This is a genomic window from Streptomyces sp. NPDC052042, assembly GCF_044548345.1.
In the GTDB taxonomy this organism is placed as follows: Bacteria; Actinomycetota; Actinomycetes; order Streptomycetales; family Streptomycetaceae; genus Streptomyces.
Genome location: NZ_JBIUBU010000001.1, coordinates 803,503 through 822,661 on the forward strand (window position 1 = coordinate 803,503; position 19,159 = coordinate 822,661).

17 protein-coding genes are annotated in these 19,159 nt (G+C 69.8%); 3 read left to right on the plus strand and 14 right to left on the minus strand.

Annotation, left to right across the window (positions count from 1 at the left end; genetic code table 11):
• Nucleotides 1-357: 357 nt before the first annotated feature.
• The 4 genes from ACIHCL_RS03485 to ACIHCL_RS03500 all read right to left on the minus strand — a co-directional run bounded on the left by ACIHCL_RS03485 (nucleotide 358) and on the right by ACIHCL_RS03500 (nucleotide 3,328).
• Entirely contained in the window at nucleotides 358-2,226 is a 1,869-nt protein-coding gene (locus ACIHCL_RS03485; RefSeq protein ID WP_399856474.1) for an LCP family protein, read from the minus strand.
• 15 nt (nucleotides 2,227-2,241) lie between these two features.
• On the minus strand, nucleotides 2,242-2,859 hold the full coding sequence (gene nadD, locus ACIHCL_RS03490; protein WP_399856476.1) for a nicotinate-nucleotide adenylyltransferase: 618 nt from the start codon (nucleotides 2,857-2,859) through the stop codon (nucleotides 2,242-2,244).
• Between the two features lie 38 nt (nucleotides 2,860-2,897).
• A complete protein-coding gene (locus ACIHCL_RS03495; RefSeq protein ID WP_399857169.1) occupies nucleotides 2,898-3,053 on the minus strand; it encodes a hypothetical protein in 156 nt (51 codons plus the stop codon).
• Nucleotides 3,054-3,166: 113 nt separating this feature from the next.
• Nucleotides 3,167-3,328 (minus strand): hypothetical protein, encoded by a 162-nt coding sequence (locus ACIHCL_RS03500; RefSeq protein WP_399856478.1) that lies wholly within the window; start codon nucleotides 3,326-3,328, stop codon nucleotides 3,167-3,169.
• A 109-nt stretch (nucleotides 3,329-3,437) separates the two neighbouring features.
• On the opposite strand from ACIHCL_RS03500, the gene ACIHCL_RS03505 reads away from it, so the two are divergent.
• The gene (locus tag ACIHCL_RS03505; RefSeq protein WP_399856479.1) at nucleotides 3,438-4,571 is read left to right on the plus strand and encodes a M48 family metallopeptidase; all 1,134 of its coding nucleotides are present in this window, start codon (nucleotides 3,438-3,440) and stop codon (nucleotides 4,569-4,571) included.
• Here the strand turns inward: ACIHCL_RS03505 and ACIHCL_RS03510 are convergent.
• The 5 genes from ACIHCL_RS03510 to proB form a co-directional block, all read right to left on the minus strand.
• On the minus strand, nucleotides 4,495-5,628 hold the full coding sequence (locus ACIHCL_RS03510) for a hypothetical protein (RefSeq protein ID WP_399856481.1): 1,134 nt from the start codon (nucleotides 5,626-5,628) through the stop codon (nucleotides 4,495-4,497). The two genes, ACIHCL_RS03505 and ACIHCL_RS03510, sit on opposite strands and share 77 nt — an antisense overlap.
• Nucleotides 5,629-6,282: 654 nt before the next feature.
• Nucleotides 6,283-6,855: a hypothetical protein gene (locus ACIHCL_RS03515; protein ID WP_399856483.1), complete on the minus strand. Its 573-nt coding sequence runs from the start codon at nucleotides 6,853-6,855 to the stop codon at nucleotides 6,283-6,285.
• Nucleotides 6,856-6,930: 75 nt separating this feature from the next.
• Complete coding sequence (locus ACIHCL_RS03520) at nucleotides 6,931-8,214, minus strand: glutamate-5-semialdehyde dehydrogenase (RefSeq protein ID WP_399856485.1); 1,284 nt, start codon at nucleotides 8,212-8,214, stop codon at nucleotides 6,931-6,933.
• Nucleotides 8,215-8,488: 274 nt separating this feature from the next.
• On the minus strand, nucleotides 8,489-9,022 hold the full coding sequence (locus ACIHCL_RS03525; RefSeq protein WP_399856487.1) for a hypothetical protein: 534 nt from the start codon (nucleotides 9,020-9,022) through the stop codon (nucleotides 8,489-8,491).
• Between the two features lie 144 nt (nucleotides 9,023-9,166).
• Nucleotides 9,167-10,252, minus strand: a complete 1,086-nt coding sequence (gene proB, locus ACIHCL_RS03530) for a glutamate 5-kinase (RefSeq protein WP_399857129.1) — start codon at nucleotides 10,250-10,252, stop codon at nucleotides 9,167-9,169.
• Nucleotides 10,253-10,763: 511 nt separating this feature from the next.
• Between proB and ACIHCL_RS03535 the strand changes: the two genes are divergently transcribed.
• Nucleotides 10,764-12,803, plus strand: coding sequence for a glycosyltransferase family 2 protein (locus ACIHCL_RS03535; RefSeq protein ID WP_399856489.1), 2,040 nt, complete (start codon nucleotides 10,764-10,766; stop codon nucleotides 12,801-12,803).
• Nucleotides 12,804-12,891: 88 nt separating this feature from the next.
• Complete coding sequence (gene rfbC, locus ACIHCL_RS03540) at nucleotides 12,892-13,491, plus strand: dTDP-4-dehydrorhamnose 3,5-epimerase (RefSeq protein ID WP_399856491.1); 600 nt, start codon at nucleotides 12,892-12,894, stop codon at nucleotides 13,489-13,491.
• Nucleotides 13,492-13,592: 101 nt separating this feature from the next.
• Here rfbC and ACIHCL_RS03545 read toward each other — a convergent pair whose 3' ends face one another.
• From ACIHCL_RS03545 to ACIHCL_RS03565, 5 genes are all read right to left on the minus strand, one after another.
• A complete protein-coding gene (locus ACIHCL_RS03545; protein ID WP_399856493.1) occupies nucleotides 13,593-14,396 on the minus strand; it encodes a class I SAM-dependent methyltransferase in 804 nt (267 codons plus the stop codon).
• A 325-nt stretch (nucleotides 14,397-14,721) separates the two neighbouring features.
• Complete coding sequence (rfbD, locus tag ACIHCL_RS03550) at nucleotides 14,722-15,606, minus strand: dTDP-4-dehydrorhamnose reductase (protein ID WP_399856495.1); 885 nt, start codon at nucleotides 15,604-15,606, stop codon at nucleotides 14,722-14,724.
• Entirely contained in the window at nucleotides 15,603-16,586 is a 984-nt protein-coding gene (rfbB, locus tag ACIHCL_RS03555) for a dTDP-glucose 4,6-dehydratase (RefSeq protein WP_399856497.1), read from the minus strand. The genes rfbD and rfbB overlap by 4 nt, the downstream gene beginning before the upstream one ends.
• Nucleotides 16,583-17,650, minus strand: coding sequence for a glucose-1-phosphate thymidylyltransferase (locus ACIHCL_RS03560; RefSeq protein WP_399856499.1), 1,068 nt, complete (start codon nucleotides 17,648-17,650; stop codon nucleotides 16,583-16,585). The genes rfbB and ACIHCL_RS03560 overlap by 4 nt, the downstream gene beginning before the upstream one ends.
• 163 nt (nucleotides 17,651-17,813) lie before the next feature.
• Nucleotides 17,814-19,061 (minus strand): glycosyltransferase family 2 protein, encoded by a 1,248-nt coding sequence (locus ACIHCL_RS03565; RefSeq protein WP_399856501.1) that lies wholly within the window; start codon nucleotides 19,059-19,061, stop codon nucleotides 17,814-17,816.
• Nucleotides 19,062-19,159 lie beyond the last annotated feature (98 nt).

Here is a 19,159-nt window from a genome sequence, read left to right on the forward strand (position 1 = left end):
CGTCGGCGGTCGGTTCACCCTCGCGAAGGCCGCAAGGGACCTCCGGGAGGCTGCTGCTCGTCCCGGCCGATTCGGCCCGTGGCCGTCCGGTGCGCGCGGCCTGCGGAGCCCCTGAGCGGCCTCCTGGCGGAGCATTCAGGCCGATTCGGCGACGCCGCAGACGTACGCGCCGGGCGTCGGGGGCCCGGCCGAGGTCTTCAGCACCCTCCTAGGGTCTCACGGACCGCCGACAGCCCACACAACAAGCGTTCGGAGACGCTTGCCGACAGCGGCCGGGCGGGCCGGGACCGGCCGGGCCTCGGGGCGCCCGGCCGGGGCCCCGGGCCCCAAAGCCCGAGGCCCCGGGGCCGGTTCCGGTCACTTGACCGGGTAGTCCTGGCCGAGCAGGACGGACACGTCCGCGTTCGAGAAGGGACTGCCCTGCTTCACCGCGCTCGCCGGCAGCCCCAGGGTCTTGGCGACCTGCGTCGCCGCGCCCTTGTTCTCCGGCGTCTTGTAGATCACCTCGGACAGCGGCACCGCCTCGGCCCTGCCACCGCCGACGAAGGCGTAGCCGCCGTTGACCAGCTTGACCCGGGCGGATTCCGCGCCGTCCTCGTCACCGGTGGCGTTCTTGATCCCGACCCGCACGGCCGCACCGGCCTCCGGAGCCTTCACCGTCCCGCCCAGGATGTCCTTGACGATGTTCTCGGTGGCGGTGTCGTCGAGCGTGCCGTCGGCCTGCGTCGGCAGCAGCACCGTCTTGTAGTCGCCGACCTTGGCGTGGCGGGCGAGCTTCGCCAGGGAGGCGCCGAGGTCCTTCTCGGGGAGCGACGGATCGAGGATCTGTGCCAGGGTCTGCACGGTGACGGTGGCGGCCTTCGGGTCGTCCGAGAGCTTCCGCAGCACCCCCCGCAGCACCTCGCCGAACCGCGTGAGCTGCTTCGCCTCGTCCTCGCCGGACGCCCGGTGGGTGGCGTACGCGACGGCCATCCGGCCGCTCAGGGTCTGTCCCTCGCCCTTCTTCACCAGCGGTGAGGCGCCCTTCTTCGTGTCGGGCACATCGGTGTCGATGTCGACGTCGATGTTGCCGACGAGATCGACGAGCGCCTCCAGGTAGGGGGTGTCGAGCCGCCATGTGCCGCCGATCCTGGTGCCGAGCAGCGTGTCGATCGATTCACGGGTTCCGGTGGTGCCGTCGTCGTCGACGGACTTGCCGAGGGTGGTCGTGGCGCCGTCGTCGTCGGAGACCGCGAGGGCGTTGGGGAGGAGGACCGTGCTCCCCTTCTTGGTCGTCACGTTGTCCACGAGCAGCGCCGTGGAGGTGCCGCCCTTCTTGGTGTCGTGGAGGTGGACCACGATGACGTCCCGCTGCTGCGGGCCCGCCGACGCGGTGCCGTCCTGCTCCGAACCGGAGAGTCCGGGAAGCTTCCCGGCGGCCCAGAGGTAGCCGACGCCGCCGACGACCACCAGAGCCACCACGACTATCAGCGCGATCATGCGGTTGCGGCCGCGGCGTCGTGCCTCCTCGCGCCGCTCGCTGCGGCTCTCGGTGAACTTGAGCCAGTCGATGACGTCTTCGGAGTCCTCGTCGGGCTCTTCGATGAAGGAGAACTGCTCGGTGCGGTAGTCCGAACGGCGCTGGCCCGGAACGGACGGCTCCGGCTCGTTCCCGGCCCCCTCGTGCGATTCCGGCTCGGCCCGGTCGGGGGCCGCGGCAGGTGGCGCGGACGGGGCCGACTGCGCGGCGGCCCGCTGCTGCGGATGAGCATCGGCCTCCTGCGCGGGAGCCGCCGCCTGTTGCGGGATGTTCCACTGCTGCGTGGTGTCGACGGCGGGCTGCCGGCCGGCGTCGTAGCCGTAGCCCTCGTAGCCGCCGTACGCCTGCTGGTCGGACTGATGGGGCTGGGACCGGGGCACCTGGGCGCCGTACGGGTCGTACGCCTGCGGCTGCGCGGGATACGCCTGCTGGGACTGTGCGTAGGGGTCGTATCCGTACCCCTGGCCGGTCCCGTAACCGCCCTGGTCAGCCGGTTGCGGCTGCGGGGACTCCGGATGCGGGTGCTGCTGGGACTGCTGCGGGTGCTGAGGCTGCTGCGGGTGCTGAGGCTGCTGGGATGCGTACGGATCGTATGTGCCGTACGCCTGCGGTCCGGCCTGCTGATACACCGGCTGCCCGTACTCGTCGTAGCCGACGATCTGCGGCTGCTGGTAATACGGGTCGTACGGGTTCTGTCGGTCGTTCACCGGTGCCCCTCTGGCTCATTCGCCGCGGTACAGCTGGCGTTTGTCGATGTAGCGAACCACACCGTCCGGCACCAGATACCAGACCGGCTCCCCCTTCGCGACCCTCTGGCGGCAGTCCGTCGAAGAGATGGCGAGCGCGGGGACCTCCACGAAGGAGACACCGCCCTCCGGCAGTCCTGGATCGGTGAGCGTGTGACCGGGCCGTGTCACGCCGATGAAGTGGGCGAGCGAGAAGAGTTCGTCGGCGTCCCGCCAGGTGAGGATCTGGGCGAGCGCGTCGGCTCCGGTGATGAAGAAGAGATCCGCGTCACCGTGGATCGCGCGCAGGTCCCGCAGCGTGTCGATGGTGTACGTCGGTCCGCTGCGGTCGATGTCGCTCCGGCTGACCGAGAACTGCGGGTTGGAAGCCGTCGCGATGACCGTCATCAGATAGCGGTCCTCGGCCGGGGAGACCCGCTTGTGGCTCTTCTGCCAGGGCTGCCCGGTCGGGACGAAGATCACCTCGTCGAGGCGGAACTGGGCGGCCACTTCACTGGCCGCCACCAGGTGTCCATGATGGATCGGGTCGAACGTCCCGCCCATCACGCCGATACGGCGCTTTCCGCTGCCGGTAGGCACTTCCTGCTCTTCCATGCGTGCAGAGCCTACTGGCACAGTTGTTCGCCTTCGCTTCAGCGGTCGCGGTTGAAGCGGGTGGTGATCCACAGCAGAACCATCAACGCGATGAACGCGCCGCCGCCGACGATGTACGGGTTGAGGCTCGGGTGGTTGCCACCCTGCTCACCGCCCTCGGCGGCAAGAGTGACCAGCTGGTGCGCAGTGCTCATGAGACTCATCTTCGTCAGGACCTTCGATCGGGGGTCGGGAGCAAGATGTCGCGCACATCGTATGCGGGCGCTCCGGCCGAGCTCACGCCGACTCAGTCGTTGTCGTCGTCGGCTCAGCCGTTGTCGTCGTCATCGCCGTCGTTCCGGTACCCGCGGAGCAGGAACCAGGCCAGCAGAACGCCACCGACGAGCGAGGCGAGCAGCACGATACGGAGCGTGTCGCCGGGTCCCTGGTCCTCCGACGCGGCGGCGAGCAGGGCAACGGTATGCGGCATGTCGGGCGTCTCCTCGGTTATCCACAGCCCCCGCACACCGTAGCTCCAGCGCCTAGTCTGGGATCCGTCAGGGGGCGAGTGACATCTCGTACGAACAGGGGGCCATTCCATGACCGAACGCCACTTCGAGAGCGACGGACACGTGCCGGGCAGGCAACGACGGCGTTTCGAGGGGATCTCGTCCCGGGCCTATGAGCACCCGGCGGACCGCTCGGCCCTGGTGGCCCTGCGCAAGCTGAGCGGCTTCGACACCGTCTTCAAGACGCTGAGCGGGCTGCTGCCCGAGCGCAGCCTGCGGCTGCTCTTCCTCTCCGACTCCGTCCGGGTGAGCGACGCGCAGTTCGCCCATCTCAACGACATGCTGCGGGACGCCTGCTACATCCTCGACCTGGAGAAGGTCCCGCCGATGTACGTCAGCCAGGACCCGCAGCCCAATGCCATGTGCATCGGGCTCGACGAGCCGATCATCGTGGTGACGACGGGCCTGGTGGAGCTCCTCGACGAGGAGGAGATGCGGGCCGTCGTCGGCCACGAGGTGGGGCACGCCCTCTCCGGCCACGCCGTGTACCGCACGATCCTGCTGTTCCTCACGAGTATCGCGCTGAAGGTCGCCTGGATCCCGCTCGGCAATGTGGCGATCATGGCGATCGTGACGGCACTGCGCGAGTGGTTCCGCAAGTCGGAGCTGTCGGCCGACCGCGCGGGACTGCTGGTCGGTCAGGATCTGCAGGCGTCGATGCGCGGCCTGATGAAGATAGCGGGCGGCAATCATCTGCACGAGATGAACGTGGACGCCTTCCTCGCACAGGCCGACGAGTACGAGAAGGGCGGCGACCTGCGCGACTCCGTGCTCAAGATCCTCAATCTGCTGCCCCGCTCGCACCCGTTCACCACCGTGCGCGCGGCCGAGCTGAAGAGGTGGTCCGAGACACGCGACTACCAGCGGATCATGGACGGTCACTACCCGCGGCGCCAGGAGGACAAGGACACCTCGGTGACGGATTCCTTCCGGCAGTCCGCCGCGCACTACGCGGACGCGGTACGGACCAGCAAGGACCCGCTGATGAAGCTCGTTGGCGACATAGCCGGCGGTGCCGGGGACCTGGGCGGCAGGCTCCGCGACAAGTTCACCGGTCAGGGCGGGGGTACGACCGACAAGGGCGGCGCTACGGGTGACTCCCCCGGCTCGGCTCGGCCGGAGGAACCGCGGAACCCCGAGGGGCCGGAGTCGGCGGGGAGCTGACCACGAGTGTCCCGCAGAGCGTCCCTGTGGGCCGGCCCGTGTTGTACGGGTCGGTGCCCGCAGGGCCGCCGGAGGTGGCGCGCTGACCGGCGAGCAGGGGGCGCAGGACGCCCGCGGTGTCCGTCGGGCACGCCTGCGGCCCGGCCTGGACATAGCTGCTGCGCAGTTCGAGCCGGTGCAGGCGCAGGTCTTCCCGGTCGAAGCGGAAGTGCAGCTCGCGCCGGACGATGAAGAGCGAGGCACCGGCCGCGCCCTGCGACCCGGAGGCGGCGGGACGGAGCGTGTACGTGAAGGTGTGGTCGGACACCACCTCCAGGGTGTCGGCCCCGGCCTCGCTGTAGCTCAGCGTGCCCCGGACGCGGATGTCGGGACCTGCCAGGGCCACCTTCGCCGGGTCGAAGCGGACCAGCCAGCCCGCGGGGGCGTGCTGCCCGTCGTCGTCCGGCCGGTGCATGCTGCGCTCGAACTGGGCCATCTGACCGGGGTCGAGCAGCTTTTCCACCGGCCGCAGCGTGTGCCCGGCGAGGACATCGGGATCGAGCGAGGACGCGACCAGGTAGTCCTTGACGGTGGCCAGGGCCATCGCCACCTGGTTGTCGGAGAAGTTGGCGGTGGCCCTGACCGTCGGCGGCAGGTCGATGCCCGCGACACCCTTCGCGTACTGAGCGGCGGGGCTCCGGGAGAGGAGGTCGGCGGCCGTTCCGCCGGGCACACGCCCGCGGGGGGCCAGCGGGATGACGGTCGATCTCAGCGGTTCGACCTTTCGGCCGACGGGCGCCTGATAGGGATGGCGCAGGCCCATGTACACGGCCGTTCCGAAGGCCAGGGCGATCAGGAGGATCAGGACGATGGCGGCTCGGGAACCGGCCCTGAACCTCCGGGGAGGGAGGCTGCGCACGGCAGGCGTGTGATCCGCGATGCGCTCCTGGGCGGAGAACTCCTTCAGCCGGGCTGCCCGGACGAACGACTCGTCGAAGACGAGCGACCTGTACTCGTCCTCGCTGCCGCCCGGTGTGTTCTCGGACGGACCTTCTGGTGGTTCTCCGCGGTGTGCCATGACTTCTCCCGACTCCACGTCACCGGCCGGAGCCGGGACGCTTCGCTCTGCTTCGGCCGATGGCTTGGGACAGGGCCCGCCCGCCATGGTGCGCGTGGCGCCCCATGGACACCCGGGTGCGAACGAGTGAGAAGCCCCCTCGGAGAGAGGGTCACACCTTCAGGGTAGGTCGATTGCGGCCGCGGTAAACGCGGAGACGTGAGAGAAGCTCCCGGACGCCCGGGAGCCACGTCCCTCCGTGGTCGGCCTTCCGCGTTCAGGCTTTTGTGGTCGGCTCTCGAAGCGCGGCTCATCGCGGGAACGGGAGCGGGGACGGGGGCGGGGGCGGTGAACCGGAAGGCCGTATCGGGGCCCGCGTCGGCCAGGCGCGGCAGGCCTGCGCGGCGACGCACGGGATGCGGCGCGGTCGGCCGCGGCGGAGATGGCGGAGGTTCTGGCGGCGGAGGCCGGGAGCGGCACTGGGGGCATGGCGAAGAGCCTGGAGGGCGGCTGTGGCGGCCACAGCCGACCTGACCAAGCACTACTAGGTGCCGTCCGGCAGCGGGAAACCGCACGAGCTATCGGAAAGCGGCGCTCACAGGGAGATCGCGCGGGCCTTCGGAGAGTGTCCCGGGTCACAGGGGGGCCGTACGGACCGCCGGAGGGCGGCCGGGATCAGCCGGTGCCAGGGACGGAGGAGACCGTGGGGCGGGGAGGAGCCGTGGAGACCGGCCCCGGGGCCGTGTCCACACCCGTGGTCGCGGGCGGCGGGGCGGGGTCCTGCCGGTTGCCCGACGCGTTGCGGTAGACCGCCCCGAAGGCCAGCGCGACCATTCCGATACCCATCAGCACGGTGAGGATCCAGGCCACCGGACGATGCCAGCGTGCCGATCCCCGGTAGGGACGCAGCGCCCCGCCGTGCCGACCGTAGGGACCGCGGGCACCATCGGAATCGACCAGGCCGTAGGGGTGGTCCTCGCCGCCGTACCGGCCGCCGCGCCCGTACCCCTCGTCGGCGTATTCGTCGTCCAGCGGGCCGCCGCCCGCCCGGGAGCGGGACGCCTCGGCCTCGGCCCGCGCCTGAGCGGCCGCGAGCAGCCGCTCCACGGCGCTGGGTTCGTGGATCTCCGCAGCCCGCACGAAGTCCTCGTCGAACACCACGGAGGCGAAGTCCTCGTCCGCGCCCCCGCGGTCGTCGTCGGGCTCCCAGCCGTCCGGGAACGGCCTGCCCCCCACGTCGTCCGGCACGGTTCCAGACTAGCCCTGGCGGACCGTTCTGGGCAGGGAGCCGACGACATTCACCGGGCCCGGCCGGTCAGCCGGTCATCGCACGTGGCCGTCGCCCGTGACGATGTACTTCGTCGAGGTCAGCTCCGGCAGCCCCATCGGGCCCCTGGCGTGCAGCTTCTGCGTGGAGATGCCGATCTCGGCACCGAAGCCGAACTGACCGCCGTCGGTGAAGCGCGTCGACGCGTTCACCGCCACGGTCGTGGAGTCGACCAGCTGGGTGAAACGGCGGGCCGCGGCCTGGGACGTGGTCACGATCGCCTCGGTGTGGCCGGAGGACCAGAGCCGGATGTGCGCGACGGCGGCGTCCAGGGAGTCCACGACGGCCGCGGCGATGTCGTAGGAGAGGTACTCGGTCTCCCAGTCCTCCGGCGTCGCCGGCACCACGGTGGCCTCGGACCCGGCGGCGTGTTCGAGGACCCGCTCGTCGCCGTGCACGGTGACCCCGGCCTCGGCCAGCGCGTCCAGGGCGCGCGGCAGGAATTCCGCGGCCACGTCCTTGTGGACCAGGAGCGTCTCGGCGGCGTTGCAGACACTCGGACGCTGAGCCTTGGAGTTGACCAGGATCTCGACGGCCATGTCGATGTCCGTCCGCGCGTCCACGTAGACGTGGCAGTTGCCGGTGCCGGTCTCGATGACCGGGACGGTGGACTCCTCGACCACCGTGCGGATCAGCGAGGCACCGCCGCGCGGGATGAGCACGTCGACGAGGCCGCGGGCCCGCATCAGCTCGCGCACCGACTCACGGCTCTCGCCCGGCACCAGCTGCACGGCGTCGGCCGGGAGACCCGAGCCGCCGACCGCGTCGCGAATCACCCGTACGAGTGCCGCATTGGACGTGTACGCCGAGGACGAGCCACGCAGCAGGACGGCGTTGCCCGACTTCAGGCAGAGCGCGGCGGCGTCGACCGTGACGTTGGGGCGGGCCTCGTAGATGATCCCGACCACGCCGAGCGGCACCCGGACCTGTCGCAGGTCGATGCCGTTGGGCAGGGTGGAGCCCCGGACGACCTCACCGACCGGGTCGGGCAGGGCCGCAACGTCCCGCACATCGGCGGCGATGGCGCGGACCCGCTCCGGGGTGAGGGTCAGACGGTCGATGATCGCCTCGCTGGTCCCGGCCTCGCGGGCGCGGGCGATGTCCTCGGCGTTGGCCTCGACGATCTCGCCCGCCCGCACCTCCAGCGCGTCCGCGATCGCGAGCAGCGCGTCGTCCTTCGCCGCGCGCGGCAGTGGCGCGATGTCGGCGGCGGCGGCGCGCGCCCGGTAGGCGGCCTGGGCGACCGGGGACATGTTGTCGTACGGCGAGAGCGTGGTCATGCCCGCAGCGTAATGCGCACACCGCGGGCATCCACCGGGCATCCCGTGATGCGAGACGACGGCTCGACACCGCTCACGCTCGGAACTCGTAACCGAACGCCCGGACCGACGAGCGGCCGTGCCCCGGGTGCGGTCGGCCGCCCTCGGGGACATGACCGGCCGTCCTCGGGGCCGCGAGCGGTCGTGCCGCGGCCCCCGCCGAACGCGCCCCGGTCCACGCCCGGCCCACGCCCGGGGCGGTCCTGCCCGGCGCCGTACCCGCCGGACCCGGCGCTCAGAACGGATGCACGCCGACCCGGGCCGCCGGGGGCGGTCCGTACCCCTCGGCGACACGCTGGTGATACGTCTCGCGGTCGATGACCTCCAGACCGACGATCTCCCACGGTGGCAGTCCGGCGGTGGAGCGGTGCTCTCCCCAGAGCCGCAGCGCGACCGCCGCCGCGTCGTGCAGATCGCGGGCCTCCTCCCAGTATCGGATCTCCGCGTGGTCGTTGGCGTACCGGCTGGTCAGCAAAAAGGGATGGTCGTGCGCGAGCTGTTCCAGGCCGCGCTTGACCTCCCTGAGCGGGGTCTCGGCACCCGAGACGCTCAACGTGACGTGCCAGAGCCGGGACGGGGTGCGCTCGGGACCGCGTCCCTCGCCCATCGCCGCCGACCCGGGTCTGACCACCGTCGGCCCGAACCCGGCAGTCTGGTCGTCCGTGCGGTCCGCGGACCGGCTCCCCTCGAGGTCGGCACCTGCTCCGACGCTGCTCAGGGCCCGGCCACCCGTTCCTCGGGGCGGCGCCCCCGGGCGCGCTCGTCTCACCGGCGGCCTCCTGTGAATGCGTTTACTGTGCGGTACTCCGCTCTGTCCCCGCTACAAAGTTGACCAGCCCGCGGGCCGGAATGGGGCGGTTTTCATGAAGGTCCCTGTCCTGAGACCGGACTTTCAACCGTTTCAGGGGGTCTGTCACCGGTGCAGGAGGACAAGATCGTCCCTGTGTACGATCTCGCGCTCGTACGCCGGCCCGAGTTCCCGCGCCAGATCGCGGGTGGAGCGGCCGAGCAGTTGCGGGATCTCCTTCGCGTCGAAGTTGACCAGCCCGCGGGCTACGGGATGCCCCGCGACGTCGCGCAGTTCCACCGGATCGCCCGCGGTGAACTCGCCCTCGACCGCCAGGATCCCTGCGGGCAGCAGCGAGCCGTGCCGCTCGACGACCGCCCGGACGGCCCCGTCGTCGAGGATCAGGGAGCCCTGCGGAGTGGAGGCGTGGGCGAGCCAGAGGTGCCGGTCGGCCGACCGGCGTCCGGTGCGGTGGAAGTACGTACCGGTGTCGCGCCCGGCCAGGGCGTCGGCGGCGCGGCTCGCCGAGGTGAGGACGACCGGGACCCCGGCGGCGGTGGCGATCCGGGCGGCCTCGACCTTGGTGACCATGCCGCCGGTGCCGACACCCGCCTTCCCCGCACTGCCGATGACGACCCCCACCAGGTCCTCCGGACCGGTCACCTCGGCGATCCGCGCGGTGCCGGGCACGCTCGGATCCCCGTCGTAGAGGCCGTCCACGTCCGAGAGGAGGACCAGCAGATCGGCGCGGACCAGGTGGGCGACGAGCGCCGCGAGCCGGTCGTTGTCACCGAACCGGATCTCGTCCGTGGCCACCGTGTCGTTCTCGTTGACGACCGGGAACGCGCCCATCTCCAGGAGCTGGTCGAGGGTGCGGCAGGCGTTGCGGTAGTGGGCGCGGCGACTGGTGTCGTTGCTGGTCAGCAGCACCTGCCCGACGCGTACGCCGTACCGCGCGAAGGACGCCGTGTAGCGGGCGACGAGCAGCCCCTGGCCGACACTGGCCGCGGCCTGCTGCCTGGCCAGGTCCTTGGGCCGCCGGTGCAGGCCGAGCGGGGCGAGCCCGGCCGCGATGGCCCCGCTGGAGACGAGCACGATCTCGCGTTCCCCGCCGCTGCGCACCTTGGCGAGCACGTCGACGAGCGCGTCGACGCGGTCCGCGTCGAGACCGCCCGCCGCCGTGGTGAGGGAGGAGGAACCGACCTTGACCACGATCCTGCGGGCCTCTGCGACGCCCTGCCTTGCCCCTGACACGTACTTCCCCAAACGATCCGACTCGCCCAGCCCTCGCAATCTACGTGAAAAAGGGGAGCGGGCGCCCTGGCATTCCGTTTCCTGGACTGCGGGCCCGCACACCCCGGGATCCCGGCCGGCCGCCCGTGGTCCCGGCACGCCGGCGGCGCCCGGGTCGGCGCCCTCGGGTCTCCCCACCTCTCCGGCCGGTCGCGCGGCGGTGGCGCATCCGCGCCGCACCCCGGCGGGACCGCGGTTCCCGCCACGCTGCGGCACTACGGCCCCCGAACAGCCCTCCGGATTCCGGTCAGATGTCCGGCATTGTCGGCAAGATCATGCTGTCTCCCCGCATGCAACCATTAAGGCGTCTCGACCATCTAACAGCCGATAGGGTGCACGGCGGGTGGCTCATCGTGCCCATTTCCCGATGGCACGGGCCCCGCATCCACCACCGACCAGTGGGACTTCTACCAGACATGGGACACCGGAAATGCCAGTCAAAGTAAGTGTCGTCATTCCTGTTTACAACCCGGGCAAGTACATCGACCCCTGCATCGACTCACTTCTGCGGCAGACCCTCCCTGCAGGGGAGTTCGAAGTCCTCTTCGTCAACGATGGCTCGACGGACGACACTCGCGAACGGCTTGAGCAACTGGCCGCGGAGCACGCCCACTTCCGCGTCATCACCATCCCGAACTCCGGCTGGCCCGGAAAGCCCCGCAACATCGGCGTGGACGAAGCAAAGGGCGAATACATCCAGTTCGTCGACCAGGACGACTATCTCGCTTCCGGCGCTCTCGAACGTCTGTACAAAATGGGGCACCGCAACGGCTCGGACATCGTCATCGGCAAGGTGGCGAGCAACTTCCGGGGAGTCCCGCACGGGGTATTCAAGAAGAACCGAGAAAAGTGCACGCTGCACAACGCCCCGCTGCACGACAGCCTCACACCGCACAAAATGTTCCGCAGGGAATTCCTCCGCGAGAACGGCATCGCCTACCCCGAGGGCAAGCGCCGGCTCGAGGACCAGCTGTACATGATGCAGGCCTACTTCCCCGCCAAGGTCGTCTCGATCCTCGGGGACTACACCTGCTACTACTACTCGCGGCGCGACGACGGACAGAACGCCGGTTCGGCGAAGATCGTCCCGTCCGGCTACTACGGCAATCTCCGCGAGGTCCTCGACGTCGTCGTGGACAACACGGAGCCGGGCGAGTTCCGCGACATGCTGCTGCGCCGCTTCTACCGCGTCGAGATGCTCGGCCGCCTCAGCGAGCCGTCGGTGCTCACGTACGCCCCCGAGTACCTGGACGAGATGTGCGACGCCGTCCAGGACCTGGCCGCGGACTTCGTGAACGACAGCGTGCACGACGGACTCGGTCCGGTGCTGCGGCTGCGTTCGACACTGCTGCGCGACAACAACCGCCAGGGCCTCGTCCGCGTCGCCCGGTTCGCCGCCTCGGTCAAGGCCGCGGCCCGCCTGGAGAGCTTCGACTGGCGGCCGGACGGCAAGATCGACCTCACGGTCACCGGCCGACTCGTCCACGGTGACGGACAGGCCCCGCTGACGCTGCTCCACCGCGACGGCCGCTACTACCTGCACCCCGACATCACCCAGGGGTTGCTGCCGGACGGCGAGCTCCTGGACGTCAGCGACGACATGGACGGGTTCTCCGCCGAGCTGGCGCTGCGCAACCGCGAGACGGCCGTCGAGTGGCCCTGTCCGGCGGACTTCACCGCACGGATCGTGGACCTCGGCGACGACGTCTGCGAGGTCGTCCTGCACGGCACCGGCCAGATCGGCTCGGAGGCCTTCGGCCGCCGCGGCCGGGTGTCACGTGGCTTCTGGGACGTCTGGGTACCGCTGCGCGGCCTCGGCCTCGTCCGCAAGGCACGGCTCGGCGCCGACCGCGCCCCGGAGGTGGACTCCGCCTGCCTGCCCGCCTCTCTGGGCTCCCCGGCCCGCGCCGTCATCCCGTACTTCACCGACCCGCACGGCAATCTCTCCCTCGATGTCGCCCGACGGTCCAAGAAGCTGGCCGACCACCTCGAAGGCCGTCCGCTCCAGCGGTCTCCCGGTGGCCACCCCGAACTCCGGCTCGATCTCTTCACCACCCCCACCACCGCGCCCTCCCCCGTCACACTGGTCCTGAGTCCGGTGGACGAGAAGAGCGGGTCGTCCCGCCAGGTGCGCACCACGCTCCACCCCGTCGAGGGCCGTATGCACCTCACCGTGCCCGGTATCACGCCGAACGTGGCGCCCGGCACCTGGAAGCTCTCGGTCCGGTTGGACGGCGACAAGAACCCCGCGTTCCACCTCTGTGACGTCACCGTCGGCGCCAACGGCCGGATGACCCTTCCCAGCGGCCTGCCACCGATCGACGCCGACATCATGCTCGGCACCATCAGCAAGCGCAGGAAGGCGAAGCTGCGCCGCGCGCTGCGCACGGTCGGCGGTCCGATCGTGCGCAGGCTCCCGCCCAAGGGCCGCAAGCGGGCACGCCGCCTCGCCGCCCGGATCACCGGCTGATCCACGCGCGTACCGTCGTACGCCCCCCGCAGAGAACACGGCCGAACGACTCGGCCATCAGCAACAGAACAAGCAAGGACGTGATCGCATGCGGCAGCTCTCCATCGCAGGGGCCTGGGTACACGAGCCCAAGGTCTTCCCGGACAGCCGCGGCAGCTTCCACGAGTGGTTCAAGGCGGCGGAACTCGGCGAGGCCGTCGGGCACACGCTGAGCCTCGCGCAGGCCAACTTCTCGATCTCCAGCCGCGGCACCCTGCGCGGTGTCCACTTCGCCGACGTGCCGCCGAGCCAGGCGAAGTACATCAAGTGCGTGCGGGGTGCGGTGCTCGACGTCATCGTGGACATCCGGGTCGGCTCCCCCACGTACAAGCAGTGGGAGGCCATCCGGCTCGACGACGCGGACCACCACGCCGTCTACCTCTCCGAGGGGCTCGGCCACGCCTTCATGGCCCTGACGGACGACGCCTCGGTGGTGTACCTGTGCTCCGAGGGCTACGCTCCCACCCGCGAACACGGCATCCATCCGCTCGACCCGGAGCTGGGCATCGAGTGGCCGGAGGCCATCACCCCCCTGCTGTCCGACAAGGACGCCGCGGCCCCCTCGCTGGCCGAGGCCGAGAAGCAGGGGCTGCTGCCGTCGTACGAGGCGTGCGAGGCGTACTACGCGGAGCTGCGCGCCCGGGGCTGACCGGGCCGGAGCGGGAATGACCGAATCCCCCGTGATCCGCGCGGATCACGGGGGATTCCGTACGGTCCGTCCCTGCCACCGACCCGTCGGGGACGGCCCCGTCACGGCCGCGTGCCGGTCACCGACTCGATGCGCCGGCGCAGGGGCGCGAACGCCGAGCGCGGACGGCGCAGGTTACGGGCGCGCACGAGGGACGGCCAGAAGTCGGCACGCAGCAACGCCTCGGGCCGGACGGCGTTCTTCCGCATCAGCACCTCCTCGGGCACGTCCTGCGGGTCGGGGGCGACGTACTCCTCGATGATCCGGTCGTACTCCCGCTTCAACACCCGGTTCTCCGGGTCGGCGCCGAACACGACGACCACCCCGGTCGGTGCCGTGTCCACCTCGACGACGACCAGGTCGGGACGGAAACGGCGCAGCACCCACGCCACCTTGTAGACGTCACCGGTCCAGAACTTGGTGTGACGGTCGCGGGCCGCCTCGTCGACGTCCCGCGGCAGCATGTCGTCCAGCACGATCACACTCGACCAGCGGGAATGCCTTTCGACGTTCATGAAGTCGCGCAGGGCGTACTCGAAGAGGTGCATGCCGTCGACAAAGGCGAGCTCCAGTTTCGGCTCCCCGCCGAACAGATTGAGCGGGTCGCGGCGGGCGAGGGCGCGGAACGGATTGCGACCGTTGCGCAAGTGCAGCAAGGGGTCCTTGCGGGCGAAGAAGTCGTCGCTCGTCGCCTTGACCAGGTGGACGTCACAGCTGATATCCGTGATCACCCGGAAGGCTGGATCGACGGCGACGGAAGGAACACGGGAGAGGGCCAGACTTCTTCCGTCGTTGACTCCGATCTCCAGATAGTTCCGGGGACGGTAGATGCGGTGCAAATGACGCAGGAAGTCATGGCGGTTCACGTGGGACAGCCCTTCGAAGGCACCAATTGATCCGGTGCCGGTGAAGTTACCGTACAAACGTACTGCGACGTAGATGTTCTTCCGATTCGAACCCGCGTTTTCACACGTTTGAGATTCGAACGGAATCAGAGCATCGGAAGACTCATCGAAAGCCCACCTGAAACGGAGCCCGCCCAAGGGCCGTCCCGTACGCGCACCCGCCGGGGATGACGGGACAGCCCCCAGGCTCGCCCACAACTCACTCGGCGTTTACCCGGCCGGGCCCGCCGCTCATCCGCCGCTCATCCGCCGCTCTCCCCCGTCACCCACCGGCGTTCGCCACGGCTCACGGCCGCTCCGCGGAGACGAGCGCCGGAAAGGCCGCTTCCAGCGCCGCCCGCCAGTCCCGGATCGGCTCCATCCCGGCCACCGCCCAGCGGTCGTGCCCCAGCACACTGAACGCGGGCCGGGGAGCCGGCCGCGCGAAGGCGGCGCTGCTCGTGGGACGGACCCGGTCCGGATCGGCGCCGAGGAGCCGGAAGATCTCGCGGGTGAAGCCGAACCACGTGGTCTCGCCGCCGCTGGTGCCGTGGTAGACGCCCGCGGGTGCGGCGCCCGCGAGCGCCGCCTGCCCGAGCCGGACCAGCCGGTCGGCCAGATCGACCGTCCAGGTGGGCTGTCCGCGCTGGTCGTCCACCACGTCGAGGGTGTCCTTCACGCCCTCCAGCCGGATCATGGTCCGGACGAAGTTGCCGCCGCCCGCCCCGTACAACCAGGCCGTGCGCACCACGTAACCGGTGTCGGGCAGGGTGCCGAGCACGGCCCGCTCACCGGCCAGCTTCGTGCGGCCGTAGGCGCTGCGCGGCCCGGTGGGGTCGTCCTCGGCGTACGGCTTCCCGGCGTCGCCCGCGAAGACGTAGTCCGTGGAGACCTGGAGAAGGACCGCGCCGTGCTCGCGGCAGGCCGCGGCGAGGAGTTCCGGCCCCGTTCCGTTGACCAGCAGCGCGGAGCGCTCCTCGGTCTCGGCGTCGTCGACCGCGGTCCAGGCCGCGCAGTTCACCACGACGGCGGGGCGGTGTTCCTCGAAGGCCGCCCGCACCGATCCGGGGTCCGTGACGTCGAGGGCCGCGCGGTCCGCGGCGACCGCGGTGACGTCCTCGTCGGCGAGCCGGGCCAGGACGTCCCGGCCCAGCATCCCGGCGGCCCCGGTGACCAGCCAGGGGGCGCTCACAGGGCGGCCCTCTCCTTCAGCGGCTCCCACCAGGCGCGGTTGTCGCGGTACCACCGCACGGTCTCGGCGAGACCGGTACGGAAGTCCTTGCGGGGCTCGTAGCCGAGCTCCTCCCGGATCTTGGCGCAGTCGACCGAGTAGCGGCGGTCGTGGCCCTTGCGGTCCTCGACGTGGGTGACGCTGCTCCAGTCGGCCCCGCACGCCTCCAGCAGCAGGGTGGTCAGCTCCTTGTTGGAGAGTTCCGTGCCGCCGCCGATGTTGTAGATCTCGCCGGCCCGGCCCTTGGTGCGCACGAGTTCGATGCCCTGGACGTGGTCGTCGATGTGCAGCCAGTCGCGGACGTTGCCGCCGTCGCCGTACAGCGGGACCGGCTTGTCGTCCAGCAGGTTGGTGACGAAGAGCGGGATGACCTTCTCCGGGAAGTGGTGGTGCCCGTAGTTGTTGGAGCAGCGGGTCACCCGGACGTCGAGGCCGTGGGTGCGGTGGTACGAGAGCGCGATCAGGTCGCTGGACGCCTTGGCCGCGGAATACGGCGAGTTGGGCGCGAGCGGGTCGGTCTCGGGCCAGGAGCCCTCGTCGATCGAGCCGTAGACCTCGTCCGTGGAGATGTGCACGAAGGTCTTGACGCCGGCCAGGTGCGCGGCGTGGATCAGGGTGTGGGTGCCCACCACGTTCGTACGGACGAACTCGGCGCCGCCGTCGATGGAGCGGTCCACATGGGACTCGGCCGCGAAGTGCACCACCTGGTCGTGTTCGGCCATCAGCTCGGCGACCAGCTCGGCGTCGCAGATGTCGCCCTGCACGAACCTGAAGCCGGGGTGGTCGCGCACCTCGTCGAGGTTGGCCGGGTTGCCCGCGTAGGTGAGCTTGTCGAGCACGGTGACGGCGATGTCGCCGGGGCCCTCGGGGCCGAGCACCGTACGGACGTAGTGCGAACCGATGAAGCCGGCACCGCCGGTCACCAGGATGTGGGTGGTCATGAGGAGATCTGCACCTTGCTGTGGTCGCCGAGCACGAGTCGGTGGGCGGACGGGGAACGGGGCGCGGGGGTCACCTCGACGTCGCGGCCGATGAGCGACGCCTCGACGCGGCGGACGCCGGCGAGGGAGGCGCCCCGCAGAACGATGGAGTACTCGATCTCACTGTCCTCGATGCGGACGTCGTCCGAGACCGAGGTGAACGGCCCCACGTACGCACCACTGATCACCGAGCGGGCACCGATGATCGCCGGACCGACGATCCGGCTGCCGTTGACCTTGGCGCCGGGCTCGATCCGCACCCGGCCGATGATCTCGCTGTCCTCGTCGACCTCTCCCTGTTGAGCGGGCTCGACGGTCTCCAGGACGGTGCGGTTGACCTCCAGCATGTCGGTGACGTTGCCGGTGTCCTTCCAGTACCCGCGGATCGTGGTGGAGCGGACGTCGCGCTTCTGGTCGATCAGCCACTGGAGGGCGTGGGTGATTTCCAGTTCGCCCCGCCAGGACGGCTCGATCGAGCGGACCGCCTCGTGGACGGCGGGGGTGAAGAGGTAGACGCCGACGAGCGCCAGGTCGCTCTTGGGCTCCTTCGGCTTCTCCTCCAGACCCACCACGAGGCCGTCGGCGTCGAGTTCCGCCACACCGAAGGCAGTCGGGTTCGGTACCTGGGTCAGCAGGATCTGGGCATCGGGCCGCTCCCTGCGGAACTCGTCCACCAGACCAGTGATACCTCCGACGATGAAATTGTCGCCCAAGTACATGACAAAGTCGTCGTCCCCGAGGAAGTCACGGGCGATCAGCACCGCGTGGGCGAGGCCGAGCGGCTGCTCCTGCGGGATGTACGTGACGTCGATGCCGAACCGGGAACCGTCACCGACCGCCTCACGGATCTCCTCGGCGGTCTCGCCCACGATGATGCCGACCTCGGTGATGCCCGCGTCCGCGATGGCTTCCAGGCCGTAGAACAGCACCGGCTTGTTCGCCACCGGCACCAGCTGCTTGGCCGAGGTGTGCGTGATGGGACGCAGGCGTGTGCCGGCCCCTCCGGACAGTACGAGAGCCTTCACGTGTGACCAGTCCCCACGGTGATCCGACGTTCCCGCCGCGAGCGCGACGTGATGTTCCCGCCGCGAGCGCGACGTGGGGACGATTTTACTGAGTTTTCCTGACTTGCTCTTCGATGGAGCCGTCAAGCGCGCCCGTCCTGGCCCATGCGGTAATGAGTGGCCGTCACCGTTTGTTCTGCCGGGCCCTCCACCGCATCACGCGCCGCTTCCACCGCTTCAGGTCACGACGTACCCGACGCGCCGCCCTCCGGGGTAGCGAGGCGCGGCGGGCGGCGGCCTTCGGCTGCTCGATCCGCTCCGTGCCATGCCAATCCGGCACGGTGACCTCGTAGTTGGAGTCGGCCAGCCCGGCAGACCTGTCACGGAAGTACGGGTAGGCGAGGAAGAGCTTGTCGCCCTTGCGCGACGCGACCACGTCCGGGACCGTCTTCGCCCGGATGTACCGCACCATCTCGACGAGCAGGTCGGTCCTGCCCTGGGCCACACAGGCGAGCCTCAGCCGCTCCGACACCTTGATCAGCCGGGCCACACCGTCGTTCCAGTACGTCTCCATCATCGGAGCCGCGAGTTCCATCTTGTGCCGCCGGACTTCCTCCGAATCCTTCAGCACGACGGGTCCGAACTGCTGGAGCATTCCGACCGTAAAAGGACGGACCATCAGCAGGTCCCGCTTCGGCCCCGCAGGCTCGAGCCGATGAATGAGCGACATCATGGCGCGCATCGCGTCGAAACGGAGTTCGTAGCCACCGCTCTTGGTGACGTGTTTCCCGTCCTCACGCCCCACCAGGTAGTAGCACACATAATCGGAGATCACCGAGACACCGGCGCCGCGCAGATATGCCTCCATCGTGAAGAGCGCGTCCTCACCGGTCCTGAGACTCTCGTCGAACCGCAGCGAGAGGCGTTCCAGCAGATCACGGCGGAAGAGCTTCTGCGCGCTCAAGGTGTAGATCACCTTGGAGTGGTAGATGTCGACGCGTTCCCTGGTGGCCCGCCACATCGACTTCGGGGCGCCTCTGTTCACGCCGACGACCTTGCCGAGCACCACGTCGCTGCCCGCGCGGTCCGCCATGGCCACCATGCGCTCCAGCGCCTCTTCGCCGAAGTAGTCGTCCGCGTCCAGGAAGAAAACATAACGGCCCCGCGCCAGCCCCAGCCCCACATTGCGCGGACCGCTGGGACCACCGGAGTTCTTCTGCCTGATAACTCTGGTCGGGATTCGCGACTTCGCCGCGAATTTCTCCAGGTATTCACCGGTGCCGTCGGTGGAGCCGTCGTCGACCGCGACGATTTCTAACCGGTCGGCACCGATGGTCTGCGCCTCCACCGATTCGAGGCACGGGACGAGATAGGGCATCGCCTCGTATGCGCCGATAACTACGGTCACATCAGGAATTCGCTCTTCGTTCACACAATCAGAAGACAGCCCTTTCGGCCCGTTGGTTGTCCGATGCGGCACACTCGAACGAGTGATGCTCATCACAAAGGCCCGGCACAGCGCTCGGAGAG

Excerpts from the sequence above, each read along its gene's own strand:
- nadD (WP_399856476.1), bottom strand. The coding sequence starts at position 2,859 with ATGGAAGAGCAGGAAGTGCCTACCGGCAGCGGAAAGCGCCGTATCGGC.
- ACIHCL_RS03495 (WP_399857169.1), bottom strand. The coding sequence starts at position 3,053 with ATGAGCACTGCGCACCAGCTGGTCACTCTTGCCGCCGAGGGCGGTGAG.
- ACIHCL_RS03500 (WP_399856478.1), bottom strand. The coding sequence starts at position 3,328 with ATGCCGCATACCGTTGCCCTGCTCGCCGCCGCGTCGGAGGACCAGGGA.
- ACIHCL_RS03505 (WP_399856479.1), top strand. The coding sequence starts at position 3,438 with ATGACCGAACGCCACTTCGAGAGCGACGGACACGTGCCGGGCAGGCAA.
- ACIHCL_RS03510 (WP_399856481.1), bottom strand. The coding sequence starts at position 5,628 with ATGGCACACCGCGGAGAACCACCAGAAGGTCCGTCCGAGAACACACCG.
- ACIHCL_RS03520 (WP_399856485.1), bottom strand. The coding sequence starts at position 8,214 with ATGACCACGCTCTCGCCGTACGACAACATGTCCCCGGTCGCCCAGGCC.
- ACIHCL_RS03535 (WP_399856489.1), top strand. The coding sequence starts at position 10,764 with ATGCCAGTCAAAGTAAGTGTCGTCATTCCTGTTTACAACCCGGGCAAG.
- rfbC (WP_399856491.1), top strand. The coding sequence starts at position 12,892 with ATGCGGCAGCTCTCCATCGCAGGGGCCTGGGTACACGAGCCCAAGGTC.
- rfbB (WP_399856497.1), bottom strand. The coding sequence starts at position 16,586 with ATGACCACCCACATCCTGGTGACCGGCGGTGCCGGCTTCATCGGTTCG.